Source organism: Amycolatopsis sp. NPDC048633 (assembly GCF_040650695.1).
Lineage (GTDB): Bacteria > Actinomycetota > Actinomycetes > Mycobacteriales > Pseudonocardiaceae > Amycolatopsis.
Window position 1 is genome coordinate 22,504 of sequence record NZ_JBEZHS010000011.1, and the last position, 19,921, is coordinate 42,424.

23 protein-coding genes and 1 tRNA gene are annotated in these 19,921 nt (G+C 68.8%); 19 read left to right on the forward strand and 5 right to left on the reverse strand.

Annotated elements, in window-relative coordinates; genetic code table 11:
- Position 1 precedes the first annotated feature (1 nt).
- Genes AB0C38_RS20950 through AB0C38_RS20960 form a run of 3 tightly spaced genes read right to left on the reverse strand, consistent with a single transcriptional unit; the run spans position 2 to position 2,242 of the window.
- Positions 2-904, reverse strand: a complete 903-nt coding sequence (locus AB0C38_RS20950; RefSeq protein WP_360675692.1) for an SGNH/GDSL hydrolase family protein — start codon at positions 902-904, stop codon at positions 2-4.
- A gap of 34 nt (positions 905-938) precedes the next feature.
- On the reverse strand, positions 939-1,895 hold the full coding sequence (locus tag AB0C38_RS20955; protein ID WP_360675694.1) for a hypothetical protein: 957 nt from the start codon (positions 1,893-1,895) through the stop codon (positions 939-941).
- Entirely contained in the window at positions 1,892-2,242 is a 351-nt protein-coding gene (locus tag AB0C38_RS20960; protein ID WP_284747825.1) for a GntR family transcriptional regulator, read from the reverse strand. The genes AB0C38_RS20955 and AB0C38_RS20960 overlap by 4 nt, the downstream gene beginning before the upstream one ends.
- A gap of 135 nt (positions 2,243-2,377) precedes the next feature.
- On the opposite strand from AB0C38_RS20960, the gene AB0C38_RS20965 reads away from it, so the two are divergent.
- Complete coding sequence (locus AB0C38_RS20965; RefSeq protein WP_285482293.1) at positions 2,378-2,593, forward strand: hypothetical protein; 216 nt, start codon at positions 2,378-2,380, stop codon at positions 2,591-2,593.
- Between the two features lie 4 nt (positions 2,594-2,597).
- Here the strand turns inward: AB0C38_RS20965 and AB0C38_RS20970 are convergent, their stop codons facing one another.
- Positions 2,598-3,479, reverse strand: a complete 882-nt coding sequence (locus AB0C38_RS20970; protein ID WP_360676181.1) for a TIGR03619 family F420-dependent LLM class oxidoreductase — start codon at positions 3,477-3,479, stop codon at positions 2,598-2,600.
- Between the two features lie 334 nt (positions 3,480-3,813).
- On the opposite strand from AB0C38_RS20970, the gene AB0C38_RS20975 reads away from it, so the two are divergent.
- The 6 genes from AB0C38_RS20975 to AB0C38_RS21000 all read left to right on the forward strand — a co-directional run bounded on the left by AB0C38_RS20975 (position 3,814) and on the right by AB0C38_RS21000 (position 7,413).
- A tRNA-Trp gene (locus tag AB0C38_RS20975) sits at positions 3,814-3,886 on the forward strand.
- Between the two features lie 26 nt (positions 3,887-3,912).
- Positions 3,913-4,353 carry a preprotein translocase subunit SecE gene (gene secE / locus AB0C38_RS20980; RefSeq protein ID WP_360675697.1) on the forward strand — a complete coding sequence of 147 codons (441 nt, stop codon included), beginning with the start codon at positions 3,913-3,915 and terminating at the stop codon, positions 4,351-4,353.
- Positions 4,354-4,426: 73 nt separating this feature from the next.
- Complete coding sequence (gene nusG, locus AB0C38_RS20985) at positions 4,427-5,254, forward strand: transcription termination/antitermination protein NusG (RefSeq protein WP_360675700.1); 828 nt, start codon at positions 4,427-4,429, stop codon at positions 5,252-5,254.
- A gap of 73 nt (positions 5,255-5,327) precedes the next feature.
- A complete protein-coding gene (gene rplK, locus AB0C38_RS20990; RefSeq protein WP_003079266.1) occupies positions 5,328-5,765 on the forward strand; it encodes a 50S ribosomal protein L11 in 438 nt (145 codons plus the stop codon).
- Between the two features lie 84 nt (positions 5,766-5,849).
- Positions 5,850-6,569, forward strand: coding sequence for a 50S ribosomal protein L1 (gene rplA / locus AB0C38_RS20995; protein ID WP_284747830.1), 720 nt, complete (start codon positions 5,850-5,852; stop codon positions 6,567-6,569).
- A 70-nt stretch (positions 6,570-6,639) separates the two neighbouring features.
- Complete coding sequence (locus AB0C38_RS21000) at positions 6,640-7,413, forward strand: alpha/beta fold hydrolase (RefSeq protein WP_360675703.1); 774 nt, start codon at positions 6,640-6,642, stop codon at positions 7,411-7,413.
- Positions 7,414-7,442: 29 nt separating this feature from the next.
- Here AB0C38_RS21000 and AB0C38_RS21005 read toward each other — a convergent pair whose 3' ends face one another.
- Positions 7,443-8,345 carry a hypothetical protein gene (locus AB0C38_RS21005; protein WP_360675706.1) on the reverse strand — a complete coding sequence of 301 codons (903 nt, stop codon included), beginning with the start codon at positions 8,343-8,345 and terminating at the stop codon, positions 7,443-7,445.
- A gap of 276 nt (positions 8,346-8,621) precedes the next feature.
- On the opposite strand from AB0C38_RS21005, the gene rplJ reads away from it, so the two are divergent.
- The 12 genes from rplJ to AB0C38_RS21065 all read left to right on the forward strand — a co-directional run bounded on the left by rplJ (position 8,622) and on the right by AB0C38_RS21065 (position 19,921).
- The gene (rplJ, locus tag AB0C38_RS21010; RefSeq protein WP_360675708.1) at positions 8,622-9,176 is read left to right on the forward strand and encodes a 50S ribosomal protein L10; all 555 of its coding nucleotides are present in this window, start codon (positions 8,622-8,624) and stop codon (positions 9,174-9,176) included.
- Positions 9,177-9,225: 49 nt separating this feature from the next.
- Entirely contained in the window at positions 9,226-9,609 is a 384-nt protein-coding gene (gene rplL, locus AB0C38_RS21015) for a 50S ribosomal protein L7/L12 (protein WP_284747833.1), read from the forward strand.
- Positions 9,610-9,731: 122 nt separating this feature from the next.
- Positions 9,732-9,869 (forward strand): hypothetical protein, encoded by a 138-nt coding sequence (locus tag AB0C38_RS21020; protein WP_360675710.1) that lies wholly within the window; start codon positions 9,732-9,734, stop codon positions 9,867-9,869.
- A 275-nt stretch (positions 9,870-10,144) separates the two neighbouring features.
- The gene (locus AB0C38_RS21025; RefSeq protein WP_360675713.1) at positions 10,145-11,341 is read left to right on the forward strand and encodes an ABC transporter ATP-binding protein; all 1,197 of its coding nucleotides are present in this window, start codon (positions 10,145-10,147) and stop codon (positions 11,339-11,341) included.
- A gap of 38 nt (positions 11,342-11,379) precedes the next feature.
- Positions 11,380-12,132: an ABC transporter permease gene (locus tag AB0C38_RS21030; RefSeq protein ID WP_360676183.1), complete on the forward strand. Its 753-nt coding sequence runs from the start codon at positions 11,380-11,382 to the stop codon at positions 12,130-12,132.
- A 4-nt stretch (positions 12,133-12,136) separates the two neighbouring features.
- A complete protein-coding gene (locus tag AB0C38_RS21035) occupies positions 12,137-12,973 on the forward strand; it encodes an ABC transporter permease (protein ID WP_284747835.1) in 837 nt (278 codons plus the stop codon).
- The gene (locus AB0C38_RS21040) at positions 12,970-14,295 is read left to right on the forward strand and encodes an MCE family protein (RefSeq protein WP_360675717.1); all 1,326 of its coding nucleotides are present in this window, start codon (positions 12,970-12,972) and stop codon (positions 14,293-14,295) included. Before AB0C38_RS21035 ends, AB0C38_RS21040 begins: the two co-directional genes overlap by 4 nt.
- Positions 14,292-15,320 (forward strand): MCE family protein, encoded by a 1,029-nt coding sequence (locus tag AB0C38_RS21045; protein WP_360675719.1) that lies wholly within the window; start codon positions 14,292-14,294, stop codon positions 15,318-15,320. Before AB0C38_RS21040 ends, AB0C38_RS21045 begins: the two co-directional genes overlap by 4 nt.
- Positions 15,317-16,303 (forward strand): MlaD family protein, encoded by a 987-nt coding sequence (locus AB0C38_RS21050; protein WP_360675722.1) that lies wholly within the window; start codon positions 15,317-15,319, stop codon positions 16,301-16,303. The genes AB0C38_RS21045 and AB0C38_RS21050 overlap by 4 nt, the downstream gene beginning before the upstream one ends.
- Positions 16,300-17,481, forward strand: a complete 1,182-nt coding sequence (locus AB0C38_RS21055; protein ID WP_360675726.1) for an MCE family protein — start codon at positions 16,300-16,302, stop codon at positions 17,479-17,481. Before AB0C38_RS21050 ends, AB0C38_RS21055 begins: the two co-directional genes overlap by 4 nt.
- On the forward strand, positions 17,478-18,656 hold the full coding sequence (locus AB0C38_RS21060) for an MCE family protein (RefSeq protein ID WP_360675729.1): 1,179 nt from the start codon (positions 17,478-17,480) through the stop codon (positions 18,654-18,656). Before AB0C38_RS21055 ends, AB0C38_RS21060 begins: the two co-directional genes overlap by 4 nt.
- Positions 18,656-19,921, forward strand: coding sequence for an MlaD family protein (locus AB0C38_RS21065; RefSeq protein WP_360675732.1), 1,266 nt, complete (start codon positions 18,656-18,658; stop codon positions 19,919-19,921). Before AB0C38_RS21060 ends, AB0C38_RS21065 begins: the two co-directional genes overlap by 1 nt.

The window sequence follows — 19,921 nt, forward strand, 5'->3', positions numbered from 1 at the left end:
TCTAAAACAGCTTCAGAACACCAAGAACAGCATCAGCCATCCCCTGCTCCCCCCGAGCATTGGGATGCAACGGCGTGCCGTGCAGCGTAGGAAGAACCCCCTCAACCCACCGAGTATCCGAAGCGGTACAGACGTCATGCCCCTTACCCGGCGTAGCGGTATCGGCATACCCGGCGGAATGCGCATCAGCCTGGTCCTCGAGCATCTTGTTCAGCTTCCCCAACGCCCCGCGGAAGTAAGCAACATCCCCAGCCCCGATAGGCAGCACAGGCCAACACCCATCCCCATCGGGAAGCACGGACGGATACCCGACAACGACGACCTTCGCCTTGGGCGCCTGCTTGTGAATCCGATCCAGCACGGCCCCCACCTTCGGCGCGGTGGCATCGATCCGCTCAGCCAACTGGTCGTGCCCACCAGCGGTCATCCGGTCCTTGCACGGCGACGCGGACCGATGCGCCGTCGCACAGGACGAAGCGAGCGACAAGAACCCGATGTCGTTACCCCCGATACCGAGGGTAACCAGCGTCGTCTTGGCGGTCACCGCGTCCAACTGCGGAGGGTTGGAACCGTTCCCCGTCTTCTGCGCCCCGGTCAAATTGGCGGTCGTGGCGCCGCTGCAGCTGACGTCGTCGAACTCGGCCGGCTTCAGGTCCGCCGAGACAAGCCGCGGGTAGTTGTCGTCGGAGCGATCACACCCAGGCGGAGTACCGACGTTCTTCCCAGTACGCGGCGAGGCGGTATAGGAGTCACCGAGAGCGACATAGCGGCCGGAGCCGTCCCCGGTGGCCGCACCCGCCGGCGGCGCGGACGACGAGCCGTGGTCCCACTTGTAGTACCCGAAAGCCAGAAGCCCGACCACGACCACCACGACGAGGCAGCCGCCCCCGCTGTTCTTCGCCACACTTCGTTTCTACCGAACCAGGACTGGCGGGTACCTAGTCAATCCGGGTGGTTCGCTGCGCGAGGAGGTCGTTCACCAAGCCCGCGCCGGTCTCCGGGTCGTCCACGCTGACCAGCACCGTCCGGCCGCTTTCGAGGGCCAGCGCCATGGCCGGGCCGCCGCGCACCTTGTACGCCGTCGTGCCGGTCACCGGGTTGAAGCGCAGGCCGAGGCCGGTGTCACCGAACGTCGACAGCTCGCGCGCGGTGGCTTCGCGGATGCTGCTCAGCCCGACGTGCCGCCACGGGAAGCCGAAAAGACCGAAGCGGATCGTCACGCCCTTGGCGTCCACGGTCGCCTTCAGGCGGTACGTCACCGCCGTGACGAACGTGCCGACCAGCGCGATCCAGACGGCCATCGGCCAGGAAAGCCCGGCGGGCAGCAAGGCGATCGCGACCGGGACCAGCGCGAGGGCCCAGAGCATCGCCGGGTTCGCCGCCCGGCCCGACCAGTAGGCGCGCTGCCCCGGCCGGAGCCCGACGCTCGGGCGGTCGGCGCTGTGTTCGGCGACGGGGGACGGCAGGCCGCCGACGAACCCCGCCACGACCCCGAGCGCGGTCGCGCCCACCAGGAACAGCACGACGACGGAGCCGCCGCGCGCCGCGTGCCAGTCCGGCACGTCCAAGTTGGGGACGAGCACCGAAATCAGGGTGGCCGGTGCCAGGGCGGCGAACCCGGCGCCGACGCCGGCGGTCACGCGCGGCACCGGCCGCCCGCGGCGCAGCGCGGCGACCGCCGTCACCGCGAGGATCGCCGTCGCGACCGCGCCGAGCGCCAGGCACACGGTGACGAACACCCCGGCCGGGGTGGAGCCGTCCGGCGCGCCGTTCCAGTGCGTCGCGATGGGGTCGGGCAGCCGGTCGGCCCAGGCGCTCGCGAGGAGCCCGGCGGTGACCAGCACCGCGCCCGGCAGGACGGCCGTCGCGGTCAGGACCCGGATCAGCTTGGTCATGAGTACTTCTCCTTCAGGATTCCGGTGAGCTCCTCGAAGCCGATGCCCGCGCGCTTGGCCTCGCCGGCCAGTTCGCCGGCCAGCTCGGTCAGGCGGGCCCGGGCCGAAGCGCCGCCGATCACGACGGCGCCCCGGCGTCGTCGCAGGTCGATGAGGCCTTCGTCGCGAAGCGCCGCGTACGCCCGCAGCACCGTGTGGACGTTGATTTCCAGCGACGCCGCCAGTTCGCGGGCGGGCGGCAGCTGTTCGCCGGGGGCGGGGCTGCCGTCCGCGAGGGCGCGTCGCAGCGACGCCGCCACCTGTTCGAACAACGGGACGGTCGAAGCCGGGTCGATCCGTACGAGCATAGTTCTAACTGTACTAGAACAAACCGACTTTGGGGTGGGCGACCCTGTGTGGGGGACCCGGCGGTTGCGGCGGACGCGGATCGCGGCGAGGGTGGGCCGCGTTCCGCAGTCGAACCGAGAAAGGCAGGAAGTGCCATGGGCCTGAACCTGAACAAGCTCGTCGACAAGGCATACGAGGACAAGTCCATCAAGGAGCTGCTCGACGCCCCGCCGTCGGCGTTGGAGGGGCTCACGCCGAAGCACGACGAGCTGCTGGCCGAGCTGAAGATCAAGACGATCCGCGACCTCGCGAACTGGAAGTACGCCGCGAAGGCGCGGGCGCTCGCCACCCTCGCCGACAGCGAGAGCTGACTCCTCAGACGAGCTCGGCGGCCAGCTCCAGGGCGTGGTCGACGTCCTTGGCGACGAAGTGCAGGTCGACCAGCACCTCGGTGATGCCCTCCTCGCGGGCCACATCCAGGCACGGCGGCACGTCCGCGACCGTCTCGACCCCGGTACCCGCGCGCGGGTTGATCCGCAGCACGCGCCGCAGGGTGCCGGGGTCGCGCCCGGCCTTCTCCGCCGCTTCGAGCGCGACCGACCAGAGGCCGTTCAGGTACTGCTTCGGCATCCAGCCCGCGAGCCAGCCGTCGGCCCGGCGGCCCACCCGGGCCAGCGCCGGCGGCGAGAACCCGCCCAGCAGCACCGGCGGCCGCGGTTCCTGCGCCGGGCGCAGGCCGACCGTCGACGGCGCGATCCGCCACTGCGGGCCGTTGTGCTCCACCGGGTCGCCGGTCCAGATCGCTTCGAGCGCGTCGAGCACCGCGTCGAGGCGCTCGCCCCGGTGCTCCCACGGCACGCCGGTCGCGAAGTACTCCTCGCGCAGCCAGCCGAGGCCGAGGCCGACGTCCAGCCGGCCGCCGCTGGCGAGGTCGAGCGAGGTCAGTGCCCTGGCGAGCAGCACCGGGGAATAGACCGGGCCGGTCAGGGCGCTCATCCCGAGCCGGGCCGTGCGGGTCACGGCGGCCGCGGTCGCGAGCGTCGTGAACGGGTCCGCGAAGGTTTCGAACTCCTTGGGGTACGGGTGCTCCGGCGTCCCGCCACCCGGGTACAGGTCGGACGGCTCCCGCGGCGTCAGGATCCGGTCGCCGACCCACAGCGAGCCGAAGCCGAGGTTCTCCGCGGCGGTCGCGAAGCGCGCCACGGCGGCGGGATCGGCGAGGGTGCCGTACTGGGGGAGTGCCAGGCCGAGCCGCATCCCGCTCACCGGTCCACGACGGACGGACGTTGCGGGGGCGCCGCAGGGCCCGCTTGTCGGGGGTCCGGGTGGCGAAGCCCCCGGCCCGGGGCGAAGCCCCGGTTGTCCCAGCCCGGGATGCTCGTCATGGCGGACATCCTGGCATGATCGTGCGGTCGGCGGGAGGTTTTCCGCAGGCCGACCGGGGTTCGGTGGTCGATCGGGGGGCGCGGTTGCGGGCTCTTCCGGGGGTTGCCGTAGACTTCGGGACTTGGAACGCACTACGGTCATCCCCGCCTGGATGGTGGGGATGATGGAATGCGTCCTCGGGGGCTCCGAGCGATCGGGGCTCCACAGGGGTGTAGCTCAATTGGCAGAGCAGCGGTCTCCAAAACCGCAGGTTGCAGGTTCAAGTCCTGTCACCCCTGCGTAACGGAACTGGTGGAGCAGAGGAGTGGTCGTGAGCGACAGCGACGCCAGCGGCGGCGAGCAGGAGCAGGACGGCACCGGGCGGAAGCCTGAGAGCCCGTCCCGTCCCGTCACAGCCGCTGCCCGGCGTGAGCGACGTGCGACCGCTCGTCCGGCGGGGAAGTCCGCGGCACGTGCGGACGACAAGTCCCGGCCGGCCGGGAAGTCGGGCGAGAAGTCCGCCGCCGACGCGAAGGGCGCTCCGACCCCGAAGCGGGACAAGAAGCCGAAGAAGGCTTCTGTGTTCGCTCGGCTGATCCGCTTCATCCGCGAGGTGTGGGCGGAGCTGCGCAAGGTCATCTGGCCGAACCGCAAGCAGATGGTCACCTACACCGCGGTCGTGCTGGTCTTCGTGGTGTTCATGGTGGCCCTGGTCAGCGTGCTCGATCTGGCATTCAAGTGGGGCATCGGCAAGATCTTCGGCTGACGCGCCTCGGCGCGCGCCGATGGGGCTCAGGTCCCGGCCTGACCCCGGCAATGATCAACTGAGAGGACGGAACGTGACCTCCGACAACGGCACATCAGCCGGTCACGAGCTGACCGAGCTTTCCGACGAGCAGGTGCACGCGGCACTCGGTGACGAGGAGTCCGCGCACCTGGAGCCCGTCGAGGTGTCCGACGAGGTCGACGAAGCCGCTTCAATTGACGAGGCCGGCGACGACGTGGCCGTGGCCGAAGAAGAGGCCGCCGAGCCCGAGGCGGACGACGAGGACCCGGTCGCGAAGCTGCGCGCCGAGCTGGTCGCCGCGCCCGGTGAGTGGTACGTCGTGCACTCGTACGCCGGGTACGAGAACAAGGTGAAGACCAACCTCGAGACCCGGACCACGACGCTGGACGTCGAGGACTACATCTTCCAGATCGAGGTCCCGACCGAAGAGGTCACCGAGATCAAGAACGGCCAGCGCAAGCAGGTGCAGCGCAAGGTGCTGCCCGGCTACATCCTGGTCCGGATGGACCTGAACGACGCCTCGTGGAGCGCGGTGCGCAACACGCCGGGCGTCACCGGGTTCGTCGGCGCCACCTCGCGGCCGTCGCCGCTGACCGTGGACGAGGTGCTGAAGTTCCTCGCCCCGAAGGTCGAGAACGAAGCCCCGGCCAAGGGCGGCAAGGGCGAGTCCTCCGCGACCGCAGCCCCGCTCGGTGGTCCGGCCGTCGAGGTCGACTTCGAGATCGGCGAGTCGGTCACGGTCATGGACGGCCCGTTCGCCACGCTGCCGGCGACGATCTCCGAGGTCAACGTCGACGGGCAGAAGCTGAAGGTCCTGGTGTCGATCTTCGGCCGGGAGACCCCGGTCGAGCTGTCGTTCACCCAGGTCTCCAAGATCTGACGGCCGCCGCGCGGCCGCAGTCCCCACGTCCACGGCAGGTACGCGGGGAACGTAGTACAGGACAGGAAAAGAAATGCCACCCAAGAAGAAGAAGCTTGCGGCGATCATCAAGCTGCAGATCAAGGCGGGCGCGGCCAACCCCGCGCCCCCGGTCGGCCCGGCTCTGGGTCAGCACGGCGTCAACATCATGGAGTTCTGCAAGGCCTACAACGCCGCGACCGAGTCGCAGCGTGGGGACGTCGTCCCGGTCGAGATCTCCGTGTACGAGGACCGGTCGTTCGACTTCAAGCTGAAGACGCCGCCGGCCGCGCGCCTGCTGCTCAAGGCCGCTGGTGTCGAGAAGGGCTCCGGCGAGCCGCACAAGACCAAGGTCGCCAAGGTCACCTGGGACCAGGTCCGCGAGATCGCCAAGACCAAGGAGACCGACCTCAACGCGCACGACATCGACCAGGCGGCGAAGATCATCGCCGGCACCGCCCGCTCCATGGGCATCACGGTCGTCGACGCCTGACGTCTGCAGCACCAGCAGTACGTGGGAGAGCCCGGTGCGGCTCGTCACCACACTGATCCGTTTTGAGAAGTTAAGGACAGAAGCATGACCAAGCACAGCAAGGCTTACCGCCAGGCTGCGGAGCTGATCGACAAGGCGCGGCTGTACGCGCCTCTCGACGCCGCGAAGCTGGCGAAGGAAACCTCCAAGACCAAGATGGACGCGACCGTCGAGGTCGCGATGCGTCTCGGTGTGGACCCGCGCAAGGCCGACCAGATGGTCCGCGGCACCGTGAACCTGCCGCACGGCACCGGTAAGACCGCCCGCGTCATCGTCTTCGCCGTCGGCGACAAGGCCGCCGAGGCCGAAGCCGCCGGTGCGGACGCGGTCGGCACCGACGAGCTGATCGAGCGCATCCAGGGTGGCTGGCTCGACTTCGACGCCGCGATCGCGACGCCGGACCAGATGGCCAAGGTGGGCCGCATCGCCCGCATCCTCGGCCCGCGTGGCCTGATGCCGAACCCGAAGACCGGCACGGTGACCCCCGCGGTCGAGAAGGCCGTGAAGGACATCAAGGGCGGTAAGATCAACTTCCGCGTCGACAAGCAGGCCAACCTGCACCTGGTGATCGGCAAGGCTTCCTTCGACACGGAGAAGCTGGTCGAGAACTACGCGGCCGCGCTGGACGAGATCCTCCGCGCCAAGCCGTCGTCGGCGAAGGGCCGCTACCTGAAGAAGGTCACCTTCACCACGACGATGGGCCCGGGCATCCCGGTCGACCCGCTGCGGACCCGCAACCTCCTTTCCGAGGACGCGAACGTCTGAGTCGGACATCACCGGAAAGGGCGCTCCCGCTTGCTGCGGGGGCGCCCTTTCTTCGTGTCTCATGGAGGTCATGCCGACTTTCGCGTCGTTCGACGGCCTCCGGTTGAACTACACCGTGTGGGAGGGCGACGGCGCCCACCGCCCGGTGCTGCTGCAACACGGCTTCGCGGCCGACACGAACGCGAACTGGATCTCCACCGGCGTGGTCGCGGCGCTGCGCAAGGCCGGCCTGACGGTGCTCTCCCTGGACGCCCGCGGCCACGGCCGTTCGGAGAAGCCCCACGACGAGTGCCGCTACACGGGCGACACCATGGCCCGCGACATTTCGGCACTGCTCGACGAGCTGGGCCTGGACGAGGTATCCCTGGTCGGCTACTCGATGGGCGCGATCATCGCCCTGGCGGCCACGGCGGCGGACAAGCGCATCCGCTGCCTGGCAACGGGCGGAGTGGGCTCAGGCATCGTCGACTTCGGCGGCGTCGACCTGCGGGTGGTGAAGCCGGCGGAGATCGCGTCGGCGCTATTGGCGGAGGATCCCACTACGGTCCCGCCGTCCGGGGTGCCGTTCCGCCTGCTGGCCGACGCGGTCGGCGGCGATCGCCAAGCGTTGGCGGCGGTGGCGCTGGCGTCGCAGGAGGGAAGCGTGAACCTCTCGGCGATCGGCGTCCCGACACTGGTCTTGGCGGGCGACCAGGACTCGCTGGCGGCGGAGCCGGAGCGCCTGGCGGCGGCCATCGCGGGTGCGCGGCTGGTCCGCATCCCGGGCGACCACATGACGGCGGTGATGTCACCGGCGTTCTCGGAGGCGCTGGTGGCGTTCTTGACTGCCCCGCGCCCCCGCTGAGTCAAAGCCGAAGCCGAACCGGGTTCAGCTCAGCCGGTCGGTGACGTGGTGGTGGCGGGCACTCCGCTGCACTTCGCCGGGCCGATGGCGTGGCCGGTGATGAGCCATTGGCCCTTCTCCACCTTCGACACCGTGAAGACACCCAGTGCCGGGCCGCCGCTGATGGCGAAGGTGCAGGAATCGATCGTCACGGTGTCACCGGGCAACGGGTCGGAAACGCTCGACGGCAGGGATTCCGCGTAGTCGTTCTTGTTCGTCACCTGGGTCGCGAGGAACTCGATGGCCTTCTTGCAGTCGGTCTGGGCGGTGTTCTGGCGGAACGTCTGCGCGATGTCCTGCGCGAACTGGGTCTGGATATCGCGCTGACCCTCGTTCTGGAAGCGGCCGCAGGCGTCGGCGACCCGGCCCTGGGCGACGTTGTGGTACACGAACCGCACCGCCTCGTACGGGTTCGTCGAGAACACATGGTTGGTGTGGTAGGTCCCGCCGCCCTCCTCGGCCAGCTGGGCCGACGACTTGCCCGCGTCGTTCGGGAAGAAGTGGTTGTACAGCCACGTCCCCGCCAAGCCCAGGATCACGATCGCCAGCACCCAGGCGATGACCTTCTTGCCCAGCCAGCTCAGCCAGCGAGGCGCCCGGCGGCGCTCGGTCGGGACCAGCTCGTAGCCCGGGGGAATGACCGGTGGCTGGCCCGCGCCGGAGTTCTGCGTGGCCGGCTGCGACGGCGGGGCTTGGACCACTCCCGCGTCCGGCGGGGGCGCCGGCTGGTTGCCCTGCTGGGACTGGGTGAACTTCAAGTAGTCCTGGAACTGCTGGAACTGCCTGAACTCCGCCAGCTGGGCCGGATCCACCGGTGGCTGTGAAGCGGGCGTCGAAGAGCCCGCCGGTTCGATTTCCGAGCCCGGCTTTCCGTCATCGCGCTGCTCCGCCACGTGACCATGATGCCCCACGCCGCCGCAAAGGTGGGGGTGGGAGAAGGCTTGCCGACTTGACAAGGTATTCTTCTCGATAGTTCTACCGAAGACCGCTGGTTTTCCCCGTCCCCACGGGGAACGAAGGTCCCGCACTCGCCGGGCGGCCCGCGCAGGAGGAACGAGGCCCCGGCATTGTGCCGGGATGACGCCCCGCGCCTGCTTGCGCGAGGGCGTTTTGTCGTTTCGGGGGCTCCTTCGGGCCAGTGGAAACACTAGCCAAGAGAGGAGGCGACCATGGCGAAGCCCGACAAGGTGGCGGCCGTCGCCGAGATCGCGGAGAGCTTCCGCACCAGCTCGGCCACCGTCGTTACCCAGTACACCGGCCTCTCCGTGTCCCAGCTGTCCCAGCTGCGCCGCGCTCTCGGCACCAGTGCCAAGTACCGGGTCGCGAAGAACACCCTCGTCAAGCGTGCCGCCGAAGACGCGGGCGTCACGGGGCTCGAGGGCCTGTTCGTCGGTGCGACCGCCATCGCCTTCGTCGAGGGTGAGGCGGTCGACGCCGCCAAGGCGCTTCGCGACTTCGCGAAGGACAACAACGCGCTTGTGATCAAGGGCGGCTACATGGACGGCAAAGCGCTGTCCGTGGACGAGATCAACCGGATCGCCGATCTCGACAGCCGTGAGGTCCTGCTCGCCAAGGCGGCGGGCGCGTTCAAGGCGAAGCTGTCCCAGGCCGCCGCGCTGTTCCAGGCGCCGGCGTCCCAGGTCGCCCGCCTGGCTGCCGCGCTGGAGGAGAAGCAGCGCAACGCCACCGGTACCGAAGCAGCCGAAGCACCCGCCGAGAGCTGAAACACCCCCACCCCGAACGTCTAGTTCGTATTTCTGAGAGGAAGCCATCATGGCGAAGCTGAGCACCGCCGAGCTGATCGACGCCTTCAAGGAGCTGACCCTCCTCGAGCTGTCCGAGTTCGTGAAGGAGTTCGAAGAGGTCTTCGACGTGACCGCCGCCGCGCCGGTCGCCGTCGCCGCCGGCCCGGCCGCCGCCGCTGCCGCCCCGGTCGAGGAGCAGGACGAGTTCGACGTCATCCTCGAGGGCGCGGGCGACAAGAAGATCCAGGTCATCAAGGTCGTCCGCGAGGTCGTCTCCGGTCTGGGCCTGAAGGAGGCCAAGGAGCTGGTCGAGGCCGCTCCCAAGGCCCTCCTGGAGAAGGTCGACAAGGAGGCCGCCGAGGCCGCCAAGGAGAAGCTCGAGGCCGCGGGCGCCAAGATCTCCATCAAGTGATCTCGGGCGCGAAAGCGCCTGCGCACCACCTCGTGCAGGGGCGGGCATCCACACGGATGCCCGCCCCTGCCGTTTTGCGGGGACAGTGTTGCGCGGACGCTCCCCGCAGCGACCAGAGGGACATGACCGATCCCGAGCACCTTGAGCTCCTCGCGCAGCAGCTGACCGACCGCAGGCCCTTGCTCACGCTCTCCCTGACGGCCGTGGTCACGCCCGTCGTGTTCTTGCTGGTCGTCGCCGCTTTCACCTTGATCCCCTAGGAGCGGTGTCCGAATAGCCCCGGGTCCCTAAATCGAGGGTTCGGGGCAGCGGAGATCTGCGTCGTTGCCCCGAATGGACTACCGTGCCTCCCGTTGCCGATCACGGCGGGGTGACGAAGGAACCAGGGCTGGCCAGAAAAGAAAACTGGTGAGTAACCTGTTCGCACTCAGCTCGTTGCACCTGGTTGACGCGGGTTCTCGGGGTGCCACAGCCCGCACCCGCCGACAGGGTGTGGCAGCGGGCGCAAAGACGCGGAACAGCTCCTGGAGGTGCGATGGGTGCCGAGGTGGTCATCGAAGGTCTGACCAAGTCCTTCGGTAAGCAGGCCATCTGGCGGGACGTCACGCTGACGCTGCCTCCGGGCGAAGTGTCGGCGATGCTCGGACCGTCCGGAACCGGCAAGTCGGTGTTCCTCAAGTCGATGATCGGGCTGCTCAAGCCCGACCGCGGCCGCTGTGTGATCAACGGGGTGGACATCGTCACCTGCTCCGAGCACAAGCTGTACGAGATCCGGAAGCTCTTCGGCGTCCTCTTCCAGGACGGCGCGCTGTTCGGCTCGATGAACCTCTACGACAACGTCGCCTTCCCGCTGCGCGAGCACACGAAGAAGTCCGAGACGGAAATCCGCCGGATCGTCCTCGAGAAGCTCGACATGACCGGTCTGAACGGCGCCGACAAGAAGCTGCCCGGCGAGATCTCCGGCGGTATGCGCAAGCGCGCCGGCCTCGCCCGCGCCCTCGTGCTGGACCCGGAGATCATCCTGGTCGACGAGCCGGACTCGGGCCTCGACCCGGTCCGCACCACCTACATCTCGCAGCTGTTCCTCGACGTCAACGCGCAGATCGACGCGACGTTCCTGATCGTCACGCACAACATCAACCTGGCCCGCACGGTGCCGGACAACCTGGGCATGCTCTTCCGCAAGGAGCTGGTCATGTTCGGCCCGCGCGAGGTGCTGCTGACCAGCGAGGAGCCGGTCGTCAAGCAGTTCCTCAACGGCAAGATGCAGGGCCCGATCGGCATGTCCGAGGAGAAGGACCACGCCCAGATGGCCGCCGAGCAGGCGATGTTCGACGCCGGGCACCACGCGGGCGGGGTCGAGGACGTCACCGGGGTGCCGCCGCAGATGCAGACGACGCCCGGCGTGCCGACCCGGATGGGCGGGGTCCGCCGCAAGGACCGCGTCATGGAGATCATGCACCGGCTGCCGGACGCCGCCCAGCAGAGCATCATCGCCTCGCTGAGCCCGGAGGAGCAGCGCCACTACGGCGTCAGCCCGCGGCAGGTCGCCCACGCCCAGCAGCAGCAACAGCAGCAGGTCCCGGCGGGCGCCCGTGACGGCGTCCCGAACCAGCACCACGGCCAGCTGCCCGCCGACCAGGTCGCGCGCATCCCGGGCGGCGGCCAGCCGCCGAGACCCGGTGGACGCCGGATGCCGCCACCGCCGAACAACGGGCCAGGTGGCCGGTGAGCTCTCCCGCAACACAAGCGAAGATCCCCGGCATCGGCATGCTGCGCGAGACCGGGAACCTGTTCGCTCTCGGCCTCGACATCATCCGTGGCCTGTTCCAGCGCCCGTTCCAGCTGCGGGAGTTCATCCAGCAGTCGTGGTTCATCGCGAGCGTGACCATCCTGCCGACGGCCCTCGTGGCGATCCCGTTCGGCGCGGTCATCTCGCTGCAGTTCGGTTCGCTCGCCCGCCAGCTGGGTGCGCAGTCCTACACCGGCGCGGGCTCCGTGCTCGCCACCGTGCAGCAGGCCAGCCCGCTGGTCACCGCGCTGCTGGTGGCGGGCGCGGGCGGCTCCGCCGTCTGCGCCGACATCGGCGCGCGGACCATCCGCGAGGAGATCGCCGCGATGGAGGTGCTCGGCGTCTCCGCGGTGCAGCGGCTGATCGTGCCGCGCACCCTCGCGATGATGCTGGTCGCGTTGCTGCTCAACGGCATGGTCAGCGTCATCGGCGTGCTGGGCGGCTACTTCTTCAACGTCGTGCTGCAGGGCGGGACGCCCGGGGCGTACCTGGCGAGCTTCTCCGCCCTCGCGCAGCTGCCCGACCTCTGGGTCGGTGAGTTCAAGGCGCTGATCTTCGGGTTCATCGCCGCCGTCGTCGCGTCCTACCGGGGTCTCAACCCCTCCGGCGGCCCGAAGGGCGTCGGGGACGCGGTGAACCAGTCGGTGGTCATCACGTTCCTCATGCTGTTCGTCGTGAACTTCGTGATCACCCTGATCTACCTGCAGATCGTGCCCGGAAAGCTGGACTAGCGCCATGACGTTCCTCCAGGGCGCGAAACGCGTCGCCAACCGACCCCTCCAGACGCTGGACACCCTCGGTGACCAGATGTCGTTCTACGGCCGCGCGCTGCTGTGGACGCCGCGGACGCTGCGCCGCTACACCAAAGAGGTGCTGCGGCTGCTGGCCGAAGTGAGCTTCGGTTCCGGCTCGCTCGCGGTCATCGGCGGCACAGTCGGCGTGATGGTCGGCCTGACGCTGTTCACCGGTGTCCTCGTCGGCCTCCAGGGCTACTCGGCGCTGAACTCGATCGGGACGTCGGCCTTCACCGGCTTCCTGACCGCGTTCTTCAACACGCGTGAGATCGCGCCGCTGGTCGCGGGCCTCGCCTTGAGCGCCACCGTCGGCGCCGGGTTCACCGCGCAGCTGGGCGCGATGCGGATCTCCGAGGAGATCGACGCGCTGGAAGTCATGGGCGTGCCGAGCCTGCCGTACCTGGTGACGACGCGGATCATCGCCGGGTTCGTCGCGGTCATCCCGCTCTACATCATCGGCCTGCTGAGCTCGTACCTCGCGTCGAGACTGGTCGTCATCTACATCTACAACCAGTCGGCCGGTACCTACGACCACTACTTCGACCTGTTCTTACCACCGCAGGACGTGCTCTATTCGTTCATCAAGGTGCTGATCTTCAGTGTCTTGATCATCCTGTCGCACTGCTACTTCGGGTACCGGGCGACGGGCGGCCCGGCCGGCGTCGGCGTCGCGGTCGGCAAGGCCGTGCGCCTGTCCATCGTCACGGTGTCGATCATGAACTTCTTCATCGGTTTCGCCATCTGGGGAACCGACGTCACGGTAAGGATCGCGGGATGAGGACGCTCCGACGCAGGCTGCTCGGCCTGCTGCTCGTCGCCGTGATGGTCGGCGGGGTGGCGCTGTCCATCGCGCTCTACGACAAGGCGTTCACGCCCGTCGTCACGGTCAAGCTGCAGGCCGACAAGATCGGCAACCAGCTCATCAAGCAGTCCGACGTCAAGGTCCGCGGGCTGATCGTCGGCTCCGTCGAGGACATCGTCGCCACCGACCACGGCGCCGAGCTGACCCTCGCGCTCAAGCCCGAGTCGGCGAAGCTGATCCCGGAGAACGTCTCGGCGCGGTTCCTGCCGAAGACGCTCTTCGGCGAGCGGTTCGTCTCGCTGGAGATCCCGAAGGACCCGTCGGCCAAGACGCTGGCCAGCGGCGACGTCATCCCGCAGGATCGCACGTCGAGCGCGATCGAGCTGGACCAGGCGTTCGAGCACCTGATGCCGGTGCTGCAGGCGGTGCAGCCGCAGAAGCTGTCGGCGACGCTCACCGCGATCTCGACCGCGCTGCAGGGCCGCGGCGACCAGCTCGGCGACACGCTGACGCAGCTGGGCACCTACATCGGCGAGCTGAACCCGCACGAGCCGGAGCTGCAGCACAACCTGAAGGCGCTCGCGGAGTTCTCCGACCACCTGAAGGACTCGGCGCCGGACCTGGTGCAGAGCCTGGACAACCTGAGCACCACGACCCGCACCGTGGTCGACGAGCGGCAGAACCTGTCGAACCTCTACGGCAGCCTGACCCAGGCCTCGGTGGACCTGCAGACGTTCCTGCAGAACAACAAGGAGAACATCATCTCCCTCGCCGACACCGCCCGGCCGACGGCCGAGCTGCTGGCGAAGTACGCCCCGGAGTACCCCTGCGTGATCTCCCAGATGGCCAAGAACGTCCCCCTGATCGACCAGGCCCTCGGCAAGGGCACCGACCAGCCCGGCCTGCACGCGACGATCGAGATCATCGTCCCGCGCGGGCCGTACCAGGCGGGCAAGGAGGAGCCGCGGTTCGACGACAAGCGCGGCCCCCGGTGCTACGACGCGGACAAGCTGCCGAACCCGTTCCCCTCGGAGCCGCCGGACGGCGCCTTCCAGGACGGCACGAAGCACCAGACCGCACCGAAGACCGTGGGCGAAGGCCTCAACCCGGCCAACTTCAAGGCCGACGCGGCCGGCGGCAACGGCAGCGGTGGTGACCTGGCCTACTCGACCGCGGAGCAGGGCTTCCTGGCCGATCTGCTGGGCCCGCAGCTGGGCATGAACGCCGCGGACGTCCCGGGCTGGAGCTCGCTGCTCGTCGGACCGCTCTACCGCGGGGCGGAGGTGACGGTGAAGTGAGGGGCCTGCTCGCACCGCTGATCAAGCTCTGCGTCTTCGTGGTCGTCACCGTGGTGCTCACGACGATCCTCGGGATCAGCATCGCCAACATCAACACGACCAGCACCAACGCCTACAAGGCGCGCTTCACCGACGCGACCCTGCTGCTGCCCAACGACGACGTCCGCATCGCCGGCGTCCGCGTCGGGCAGGTCAAGGACGTCAAGATCGTCGACAAGCGCCAGGCCGAGGTCGAGTTCGAGGTCGACGCCGGGCGGACACTGCCGGCCGGGGTGACCGCGCAGATCAAGTTCCGCAACCTGGTCGGCCAGCGCTACGTCTCGCTCGGGGAAGGCGACGACAGCACCGGCAAGACCCTGCAGCCCGGCGGCACCATCCCGCTGGACCGCACGATCCCGGCGCTGGACCTGACCGAGCTGTTCAACGGCTTCAAGCCGCTGTTCACCGCGCTCAACCCGGACGACGTCAACAAGCTGTCCTACGAGGTCATCCAGGTCCTGCAGGGCGAGGGCGGCACCGTGGAGAGCCTGCTTTCGCACACCGCGTCGCTGGCCACCACGATCGCGAGCAAGGACCAGGTGATCGGCCAGGTCATCGACAACCTCAACTCGGTGCTCGACACGGTCAACGCGCACACCCCGCAGCTCAACGACCTGATCGTCAAGCTGCAGCAGCTGGTGTCCGGGCTGGCCGCGGACCGCAAGCCGATCGGGGACGCGATCGAGAGCCTCGGCAACCTGGCCGAGACGACGTCCGGCCTGCTGGGTGACGTCCGGGAGCCGCTGAAGAACGACATCAGCGCCCTCGGGAACCTCACGAACCAGCTGAACAAGAACGAGCCGGAGCTGGAGCACTTCATCCAGTTCCTGCCGACCAAGGTGAGCACGCTGACCCGCACCGCGGACTACGGCTCCTGGTTCAACTTCTACGCCTGCGAGTTCTCCGGGAGCGTCAGCTTGCCCCCACTGATCAACGACGTGCCGATCCCGCTGGTGCCTCTCAACCGGGAGAGGTGCAAGGGATGAAGTCCTTCCAGAAGCGCAACCCCGTCCCGATCGCGCTGGTCGGCATCGCCGTCCTGGCGCTGGGCTTCATCGCCGCGCTGAACTCCGAGGACCTGCCGGTCATCGGCGGCGGCACGACCTACACCGCCGAGTTCAGCGAGGCCTCCGGGCTGCAGAAGGACAACGACGTCCGGGTCGCCGGCGTCAAGGTCGGCAAGGTCAGCGACATCGAGCTCGACGGCGCGTCGGTCAAGGTGTCGTTCAAGGTCAAGGACGCCTGGCTCGGTGACCGGACCAGCGCCGCGATCAAGATCAAGACGCTGCTCGGCCAGAAGTACCTGTCGCTGGACCCGCAGGGCGAGGGCTCGCTGAACCCGGGCACCGGGATCCCGCGGGACCGCACGATGGCCCCCTACGACGTGCTCGACGCGTTCCGCGGCCTGTCGCAGACCGTCGACAACATCGACACCCAGCAGCTGGCGAAGAGCTTCGACACCATCTCGGGGACGTTCGCGAACACGCCGGAAGACGTGAAGGGCGCGCTGTCCGGGCTGTCGAAGCTGTCGGACACGATCGCCTCGCGCGACACGCAGCTGTCCAACCTGCTGGCCAACACCCGTGAGGTGTCGCAGACCCTGGTCGACCGCGACGCCGAGGTGCAGAAGCTGCTCGACGACGGCAACCAGCTGCTCGCCGAGCTCTCGAAGCGCGAAGACGCGATCACGTCGCTGCTGAACGGCTCCCGCGAGCTGGCGACGCAGCTGCAGGGCCTGATCGACGACAACGGCAAGCAGCTGGACCCGGTGCTCACCTCGCTGGACCAGCTGACGTCGATGCTGCAGCGCAACCAGGACTCGCTGGCCCAGGGCATCGCGAAGTTCGCGCCGTTCATCCGCGTCTTCACCAACACCATCGGCAACGGCCACTGGTTCGACAACTACATCTGCGGCCTGGTCCTGCCTTCGTTCGGCCCGATCAACGAAGAGGGGTGCTACACGAAATGAGTGACACCCGCTTCGGAATGGCCCTGACCCGGGGCTTCACCATCGCGATCGTGCTCGCGCTCGTCGTCGCCGGCGGGATCTGGTGGACCCTCAAGGACGCCGGCCGCAACCACCTGACCGCGTACTTCGCCGGCGCCGTCGGCCTGTACGAGGGCAACAGCGTGCGGATGCTCGGCGTCGACATGGGCACGGTCACCAAGATCCAGCCCATGGGCAACCAGGTGAAGGTCGAGTTCGAGTACGACCGCGCGGTCGCCGTCCCGGCCGACGCCAAGGCGCTCATCGTGGCGCCGTCGCTGGTGTCGGACCGCTACGTCCAGCTCGCCCCGGCCTACACCGGCGGCCCGCGGATCTCCGACGGCGCGGTCATCGGCCTCGACCGCACCGAGGTACCCCTCGAGGTCGACCAGCTCGCGGCCAGCCTGGCCCGGGTCAGCGAGACCCTCGGCCCGAACGGCGCCAACAAGAACGGGTCGCTGTCGAACCTGCTGACCACCGCGGCGGCCAACGTCGACGGCAACGGCCAGGCCCTGCACGACACGATCACCAAGCTCGGCCAGGCGGCCGGCACGCTGGCCGGCAACAAGGACGACCTGTTCTCCACCGTGGAGAACCTCGGCAAGTTCTCGCAGACGCTGGCCGACAGCGACAAGCAGGTCCGCAGCTTCGAGAGCCAGCTCGCCGACGTCAGCGGCTACCTGGCGTCCGAAAAGGACAACCTGGCCGCGACCGTGCAGCAGCTGGGCACCACGCTCACCTCGGTGCAGGCGTTCATCGACCAGAACCACGACCGGCTCAAGTCCAACGTGGACAAGCTGGCCGGCATCACCAAGGTGCTCGTCGACCAGCGCAGCTCGCTCGCCGAGATCCTCGACGTCGCGCCGGTCGGCCTGAGCAACCTGGTCAACACCTACAACGGCTCGGCGGGCACGCTGGACGCCCGGCCGAACCTCAACGAGCTGACCCAGCCGCCGCTGGTGATGATCTGCCGGCTGCTCAAGCAGGCCGGCAAGGGCATCCCGGACGTGCTCGGCGACGCCTGCGAGGGCATCGCCGGCGTGGTCGACGGGATCGTCCCGCTGCCGTCGCTGGCGCAGACGGTCCAGGCGCTCCAGGCGGGCCAGCTGCCGCCGCTGCCGCTGCCCATCGCCGGGCAGCTCTACGGAGGTGGCCAGTGAGGAAGCTCCTGAGCGTCGGGGCACTCGCCACCGTGTCCGCGCTGACCCTGTCCGGCTGTGCGTTCAACGGCATCTACGACCTGCCGCTGCCCGGCGGCGCCGACCTCGGCGACCACCCGTACACGGTGAACGTCGAGTTCCGCGACGTGCTCGACCTGACCCCGCAGGCCGGGGTGAAGGTCAACGAGGTGCCGATCGGCCGGGTCGAGAACGTCGGGCTCACCAAGGACGGCTGGCACGCGCTGGTGACGCTGAAGGTCAACGGCGACGTCAAGCTGCCGGCCAACGCGCTGGCCAACGTGAAGCAGTCGAGCCTGCTCGGCGAGAAGTACGTCGAGCTGGCCTCGCCCGGCGACGACCAGGCCCAGGGCAAGCTCGCCGACAACGCGACCATCCCGCTGGCCCGGACGAACCGCAGCGTCGAGGTCGAAGAGCTGCTCGGCGCGCTGTCGCTGCTGCTCAACGGAGGTGGTGTCGACCAGCTCAACACCATCACCAAGGAGCTCAACAACGCCACGTCCGGCCGCGAGCCGGACATCAAGGCGCTGCTGGACAACGCGAACCAGCTGGTGACGAACCTCGACCAGCAGTCGCGCAACATCACCCGGGCGATCGACGGGCTGAACCGGCTGTCCTCGACCCTGAACGACCAGAAGGACAAGCTGGTCGGCGCGGTCGACAACCTCGGGCCCGGGCTCGGCGTGCTCGAACAGCAGCGCGGCCAGCTGGTCACGATGCTGCAGGCGCTGGACAACCTCTCCGGGGTCGCCACCGACACGGTGAACCGGTCGCAGAAGGACCTCGTCGCCGACCTGAAGGCGCTGACGCCGACGCTGCAGAAGCTCGGCGAGGCGGGCAACGACCTGCCGAAGGCCCTGCAGATCCTGCTGACGTTCCCGTTCAGCGACCAGGCCGTCAACGACGTCAAGGGCGACTACTTCAACCTGTTCGCGAAGGTGGACCTGAACCTGAAGACCGTCGTCGAGAACCTGGGCAGCAGCCGCCAGAACATCCTGTCCGGGCAGCTGCCGCTGGCCGGCCTGACCGGCGGCACCGAGGGCGCGTCGGGCAACCCGCCGCTACCCATCCCCGGGGAGAGCGGCCAGCCGCAGTCCGGGCAGTCGAAGCCGGGGCTCGGCAACCTCTTCGGGCTCCTCTCGGGAGGTGCGGGCTGATGCTGGTGCGCCGGACGAAGATCCAGCTGATCGCGTTCGCGGTCATTTCGATCGTCGCGATCGTGTACGCGCTGATCCGGTTCGCCGGGCTCGGCACCGTGTTCGGCAACGACGGCTACACGGTGAAGCTGCAGCTCAACGAGTCGGGCGGCATCTTCACCAACGCCGAGGTCACCTACCGCGGCTACAACATCGGCCGGGTCGGGGAGATGCGGCTGACCCAGTCCGGGCTCGAGGCCGACCTGAACATCGACCCGTCGGCGCCGCAGGTGCCGGCGGACCTCGACGCGGTCGTCGCCAACCGCTCGGCGGTCGGCGAGCAGTACGTCGACCTGAAGCCCAAGGCCGACAAGGGCCCGTACCTGGCGGCCGGCTCGGTCATCCCCGCGTCGAAGACGACCACCCCGGTCAGCACCGACCGGCTGATCGGCGACCTCGACTCGCTGGCCGCGTCGGTCCCGGTCGACTCGCTGCGCACGGTCGTCGACGAGTCCTACGACGCCTTCCGCGGCACCGGCGGCGACCTGCAGAAGCTGCTCGACACCGCGCGCAGCTTCACCACGACCGCGCAGGAGTACCTGCCGCAGACGATCCAGCTGCTCGAACAGGGCGGCAAGGTCCTGGACACGCAGAACGACCAGGCGGCGAACTTCGCGTCGTTCAGCAAGAGCCTCAACGAGCTCACCGGCACCCTGAAGAACTCCGACGCCGACCTGCGCAAGCTCATCGGCATCACGCCGCAGGTGGCGACGCAGATCAGCCAGGTGCTGCAGGAGTCCGGCCCGGGCCTCGGCGCGCTGACGGCGAACCTGCTCACCACGGCCAACCTGACCGTGACGCGGCTCGACGGCATCGAGCAGGGCCTGGTCACCTACCCGGCGCTGGCCGGCGCGGCGAGCAGCGTGGCGCCCGGTGACGGCACCGCGCACCTGGGCCTGGTGCTCAACCTCTTCAACCCGCCGGCGTGTACCAAGGGGTACCTGCCGTACTCGCAGTACCGCACCGGAGCCGACACTTCGCCGAAGGCGGCGAAGGAGGACGCGTACTGTGCCGAACCGAAGGGCAGCCCGATCAACGTGCGGGGCGCGCAGAACGCGCCGTACGGCGGGGTGCCGGTCGCGCCGTCCGAGAGCGACGTTTCGGCCAACGCGAACCGGCCGGCCGAGGAGCTCGCGGAGGAACGCGACACCCGCGGTGTCCCGGGCATCGTCGGCAGCCCCGGCGTCAGCCTGAACAGCCTGGGTTCGCTGCTCGGGCTGGCCTGA

Bases quoted from the DNA above. Each gene is read 5' to 3' on its own strand.
- AB0C38_RS21065 (WP_360675732.1), top strand. From the start codon at position 18,656: ATGCTGGTGCGCCGGACGAAGATCCAGCTGATCGCGTTCGCGGTCATT.
- AB0C38_RS21050 (WP_360675722.1), top strand. From the start codon at position 15,317: ATGAAGTCCTTCCAGAAGCGCAACCCCGTCCCGATCGCGCTGGTCGGC.
- rplK (WP_003079266.1), top strand. From the start codon at position 5,328: ATGCCACCCAAGAAGAAGAAGCTTGCGGCGATCATCAAGCTGCAGATC.
- AB0C38_RS20965 (WP_285482293.1), top strand. From the start codon at position 2,378: ATGGGCCTGAACCTGAACAAGCTCGTCGACAAGGCATACGAGGACAAG.
- AB0C38_RS20960 (WP_284747825.1), bottom strand. From the start codon at position 2,242: ATGCTCGTACGGATCGACCCGGCTTCGACCGTCCCGTTGTTCGAACAG.
- rplL (WP_284747833.1), top strand. From the start codon at position 9,226: ATGGCGAAGCTGAGCACCGCCGAGCTGATCGACGCCTTCAAGGAGCTG.
- AB0C38_RS21020 (WP_360675710.1), top strand. From the start codon at position 9,732: ATGACCGATCCCGAGCACCTTGAGCTCCTCGCGCAGCAGCTGACCGAC.
- rplA (WP_284747830.1), top strand. From the start codon at position 5,850: ATGACCAAGCACAGCAAGGCTTACCGCCAGGCTGCGGAGCTGATCGAC.
- AB0C38_RS20955 (WP_360675694.1), bottom strand. From the start codon at position 1,895: ATGACCAAGCTGATCCGGGTCCTGACCGCGACGGCCGTCCTGCCGGGC.
- AB0C38_RS21035 (WP_284747835.1), top strand. From the start codon at position 12,137: ATGACGTTCCTCCAGGGCGCGAAACGCGTCGCCAACCGACCCCTCCAG.
- rplJ (WP_360675708.1), top strand. From the start codon at position 8,622: ATGGCGAAGCCCGACAAGGTGGCGGCCGTCGCCGAGATCGCGGAGAGC.
- AB0C38_RS20970 (WP_360676181.1), bottom strand. From the start codon at position 3,479: ATGCGGCTCGGCCTGGCACTCCCCCAGTACGGCACCCTCGCCGATCCC.
- AB0C38_RS21040 (WP_360675717.1), top strand. From the start codon at position 12,970: ATGAGGACGCTCCGACGCAGGCTGCTCGGCCTGCTGCTCGTCGCCGTG.
- AB0C38_RS21030 (WP_360676183.1), top strand. From the start codon at position 11,380: ATGCTGCGCGAGACCGGGAACCTGTTCGCTCTCGGCCTCGACATCATC.
- AB0C38_RS21000 (WP_360675703.1), top strand. From the start codon at position 6,640: ATGCCGACTTTCGCGTCGTTCGACGGCCTCCGGTTGAACTACACCGTG.
- AB0C38_RS21055 (WP_360675726.1), top strand. From the start codon at position 16,300: ATGAGTGACACCCGCTTCGGAATGGCCCTGACCCGGGGCTTCACCATC.
- AB0C38_RS21025 (WP_360675713.1), top strand. From the start codon at position 10,145: ATGGGTGCCGAGGTGGTCATCGAAGGTCTGACCAAGTCCTTCGGTAAG.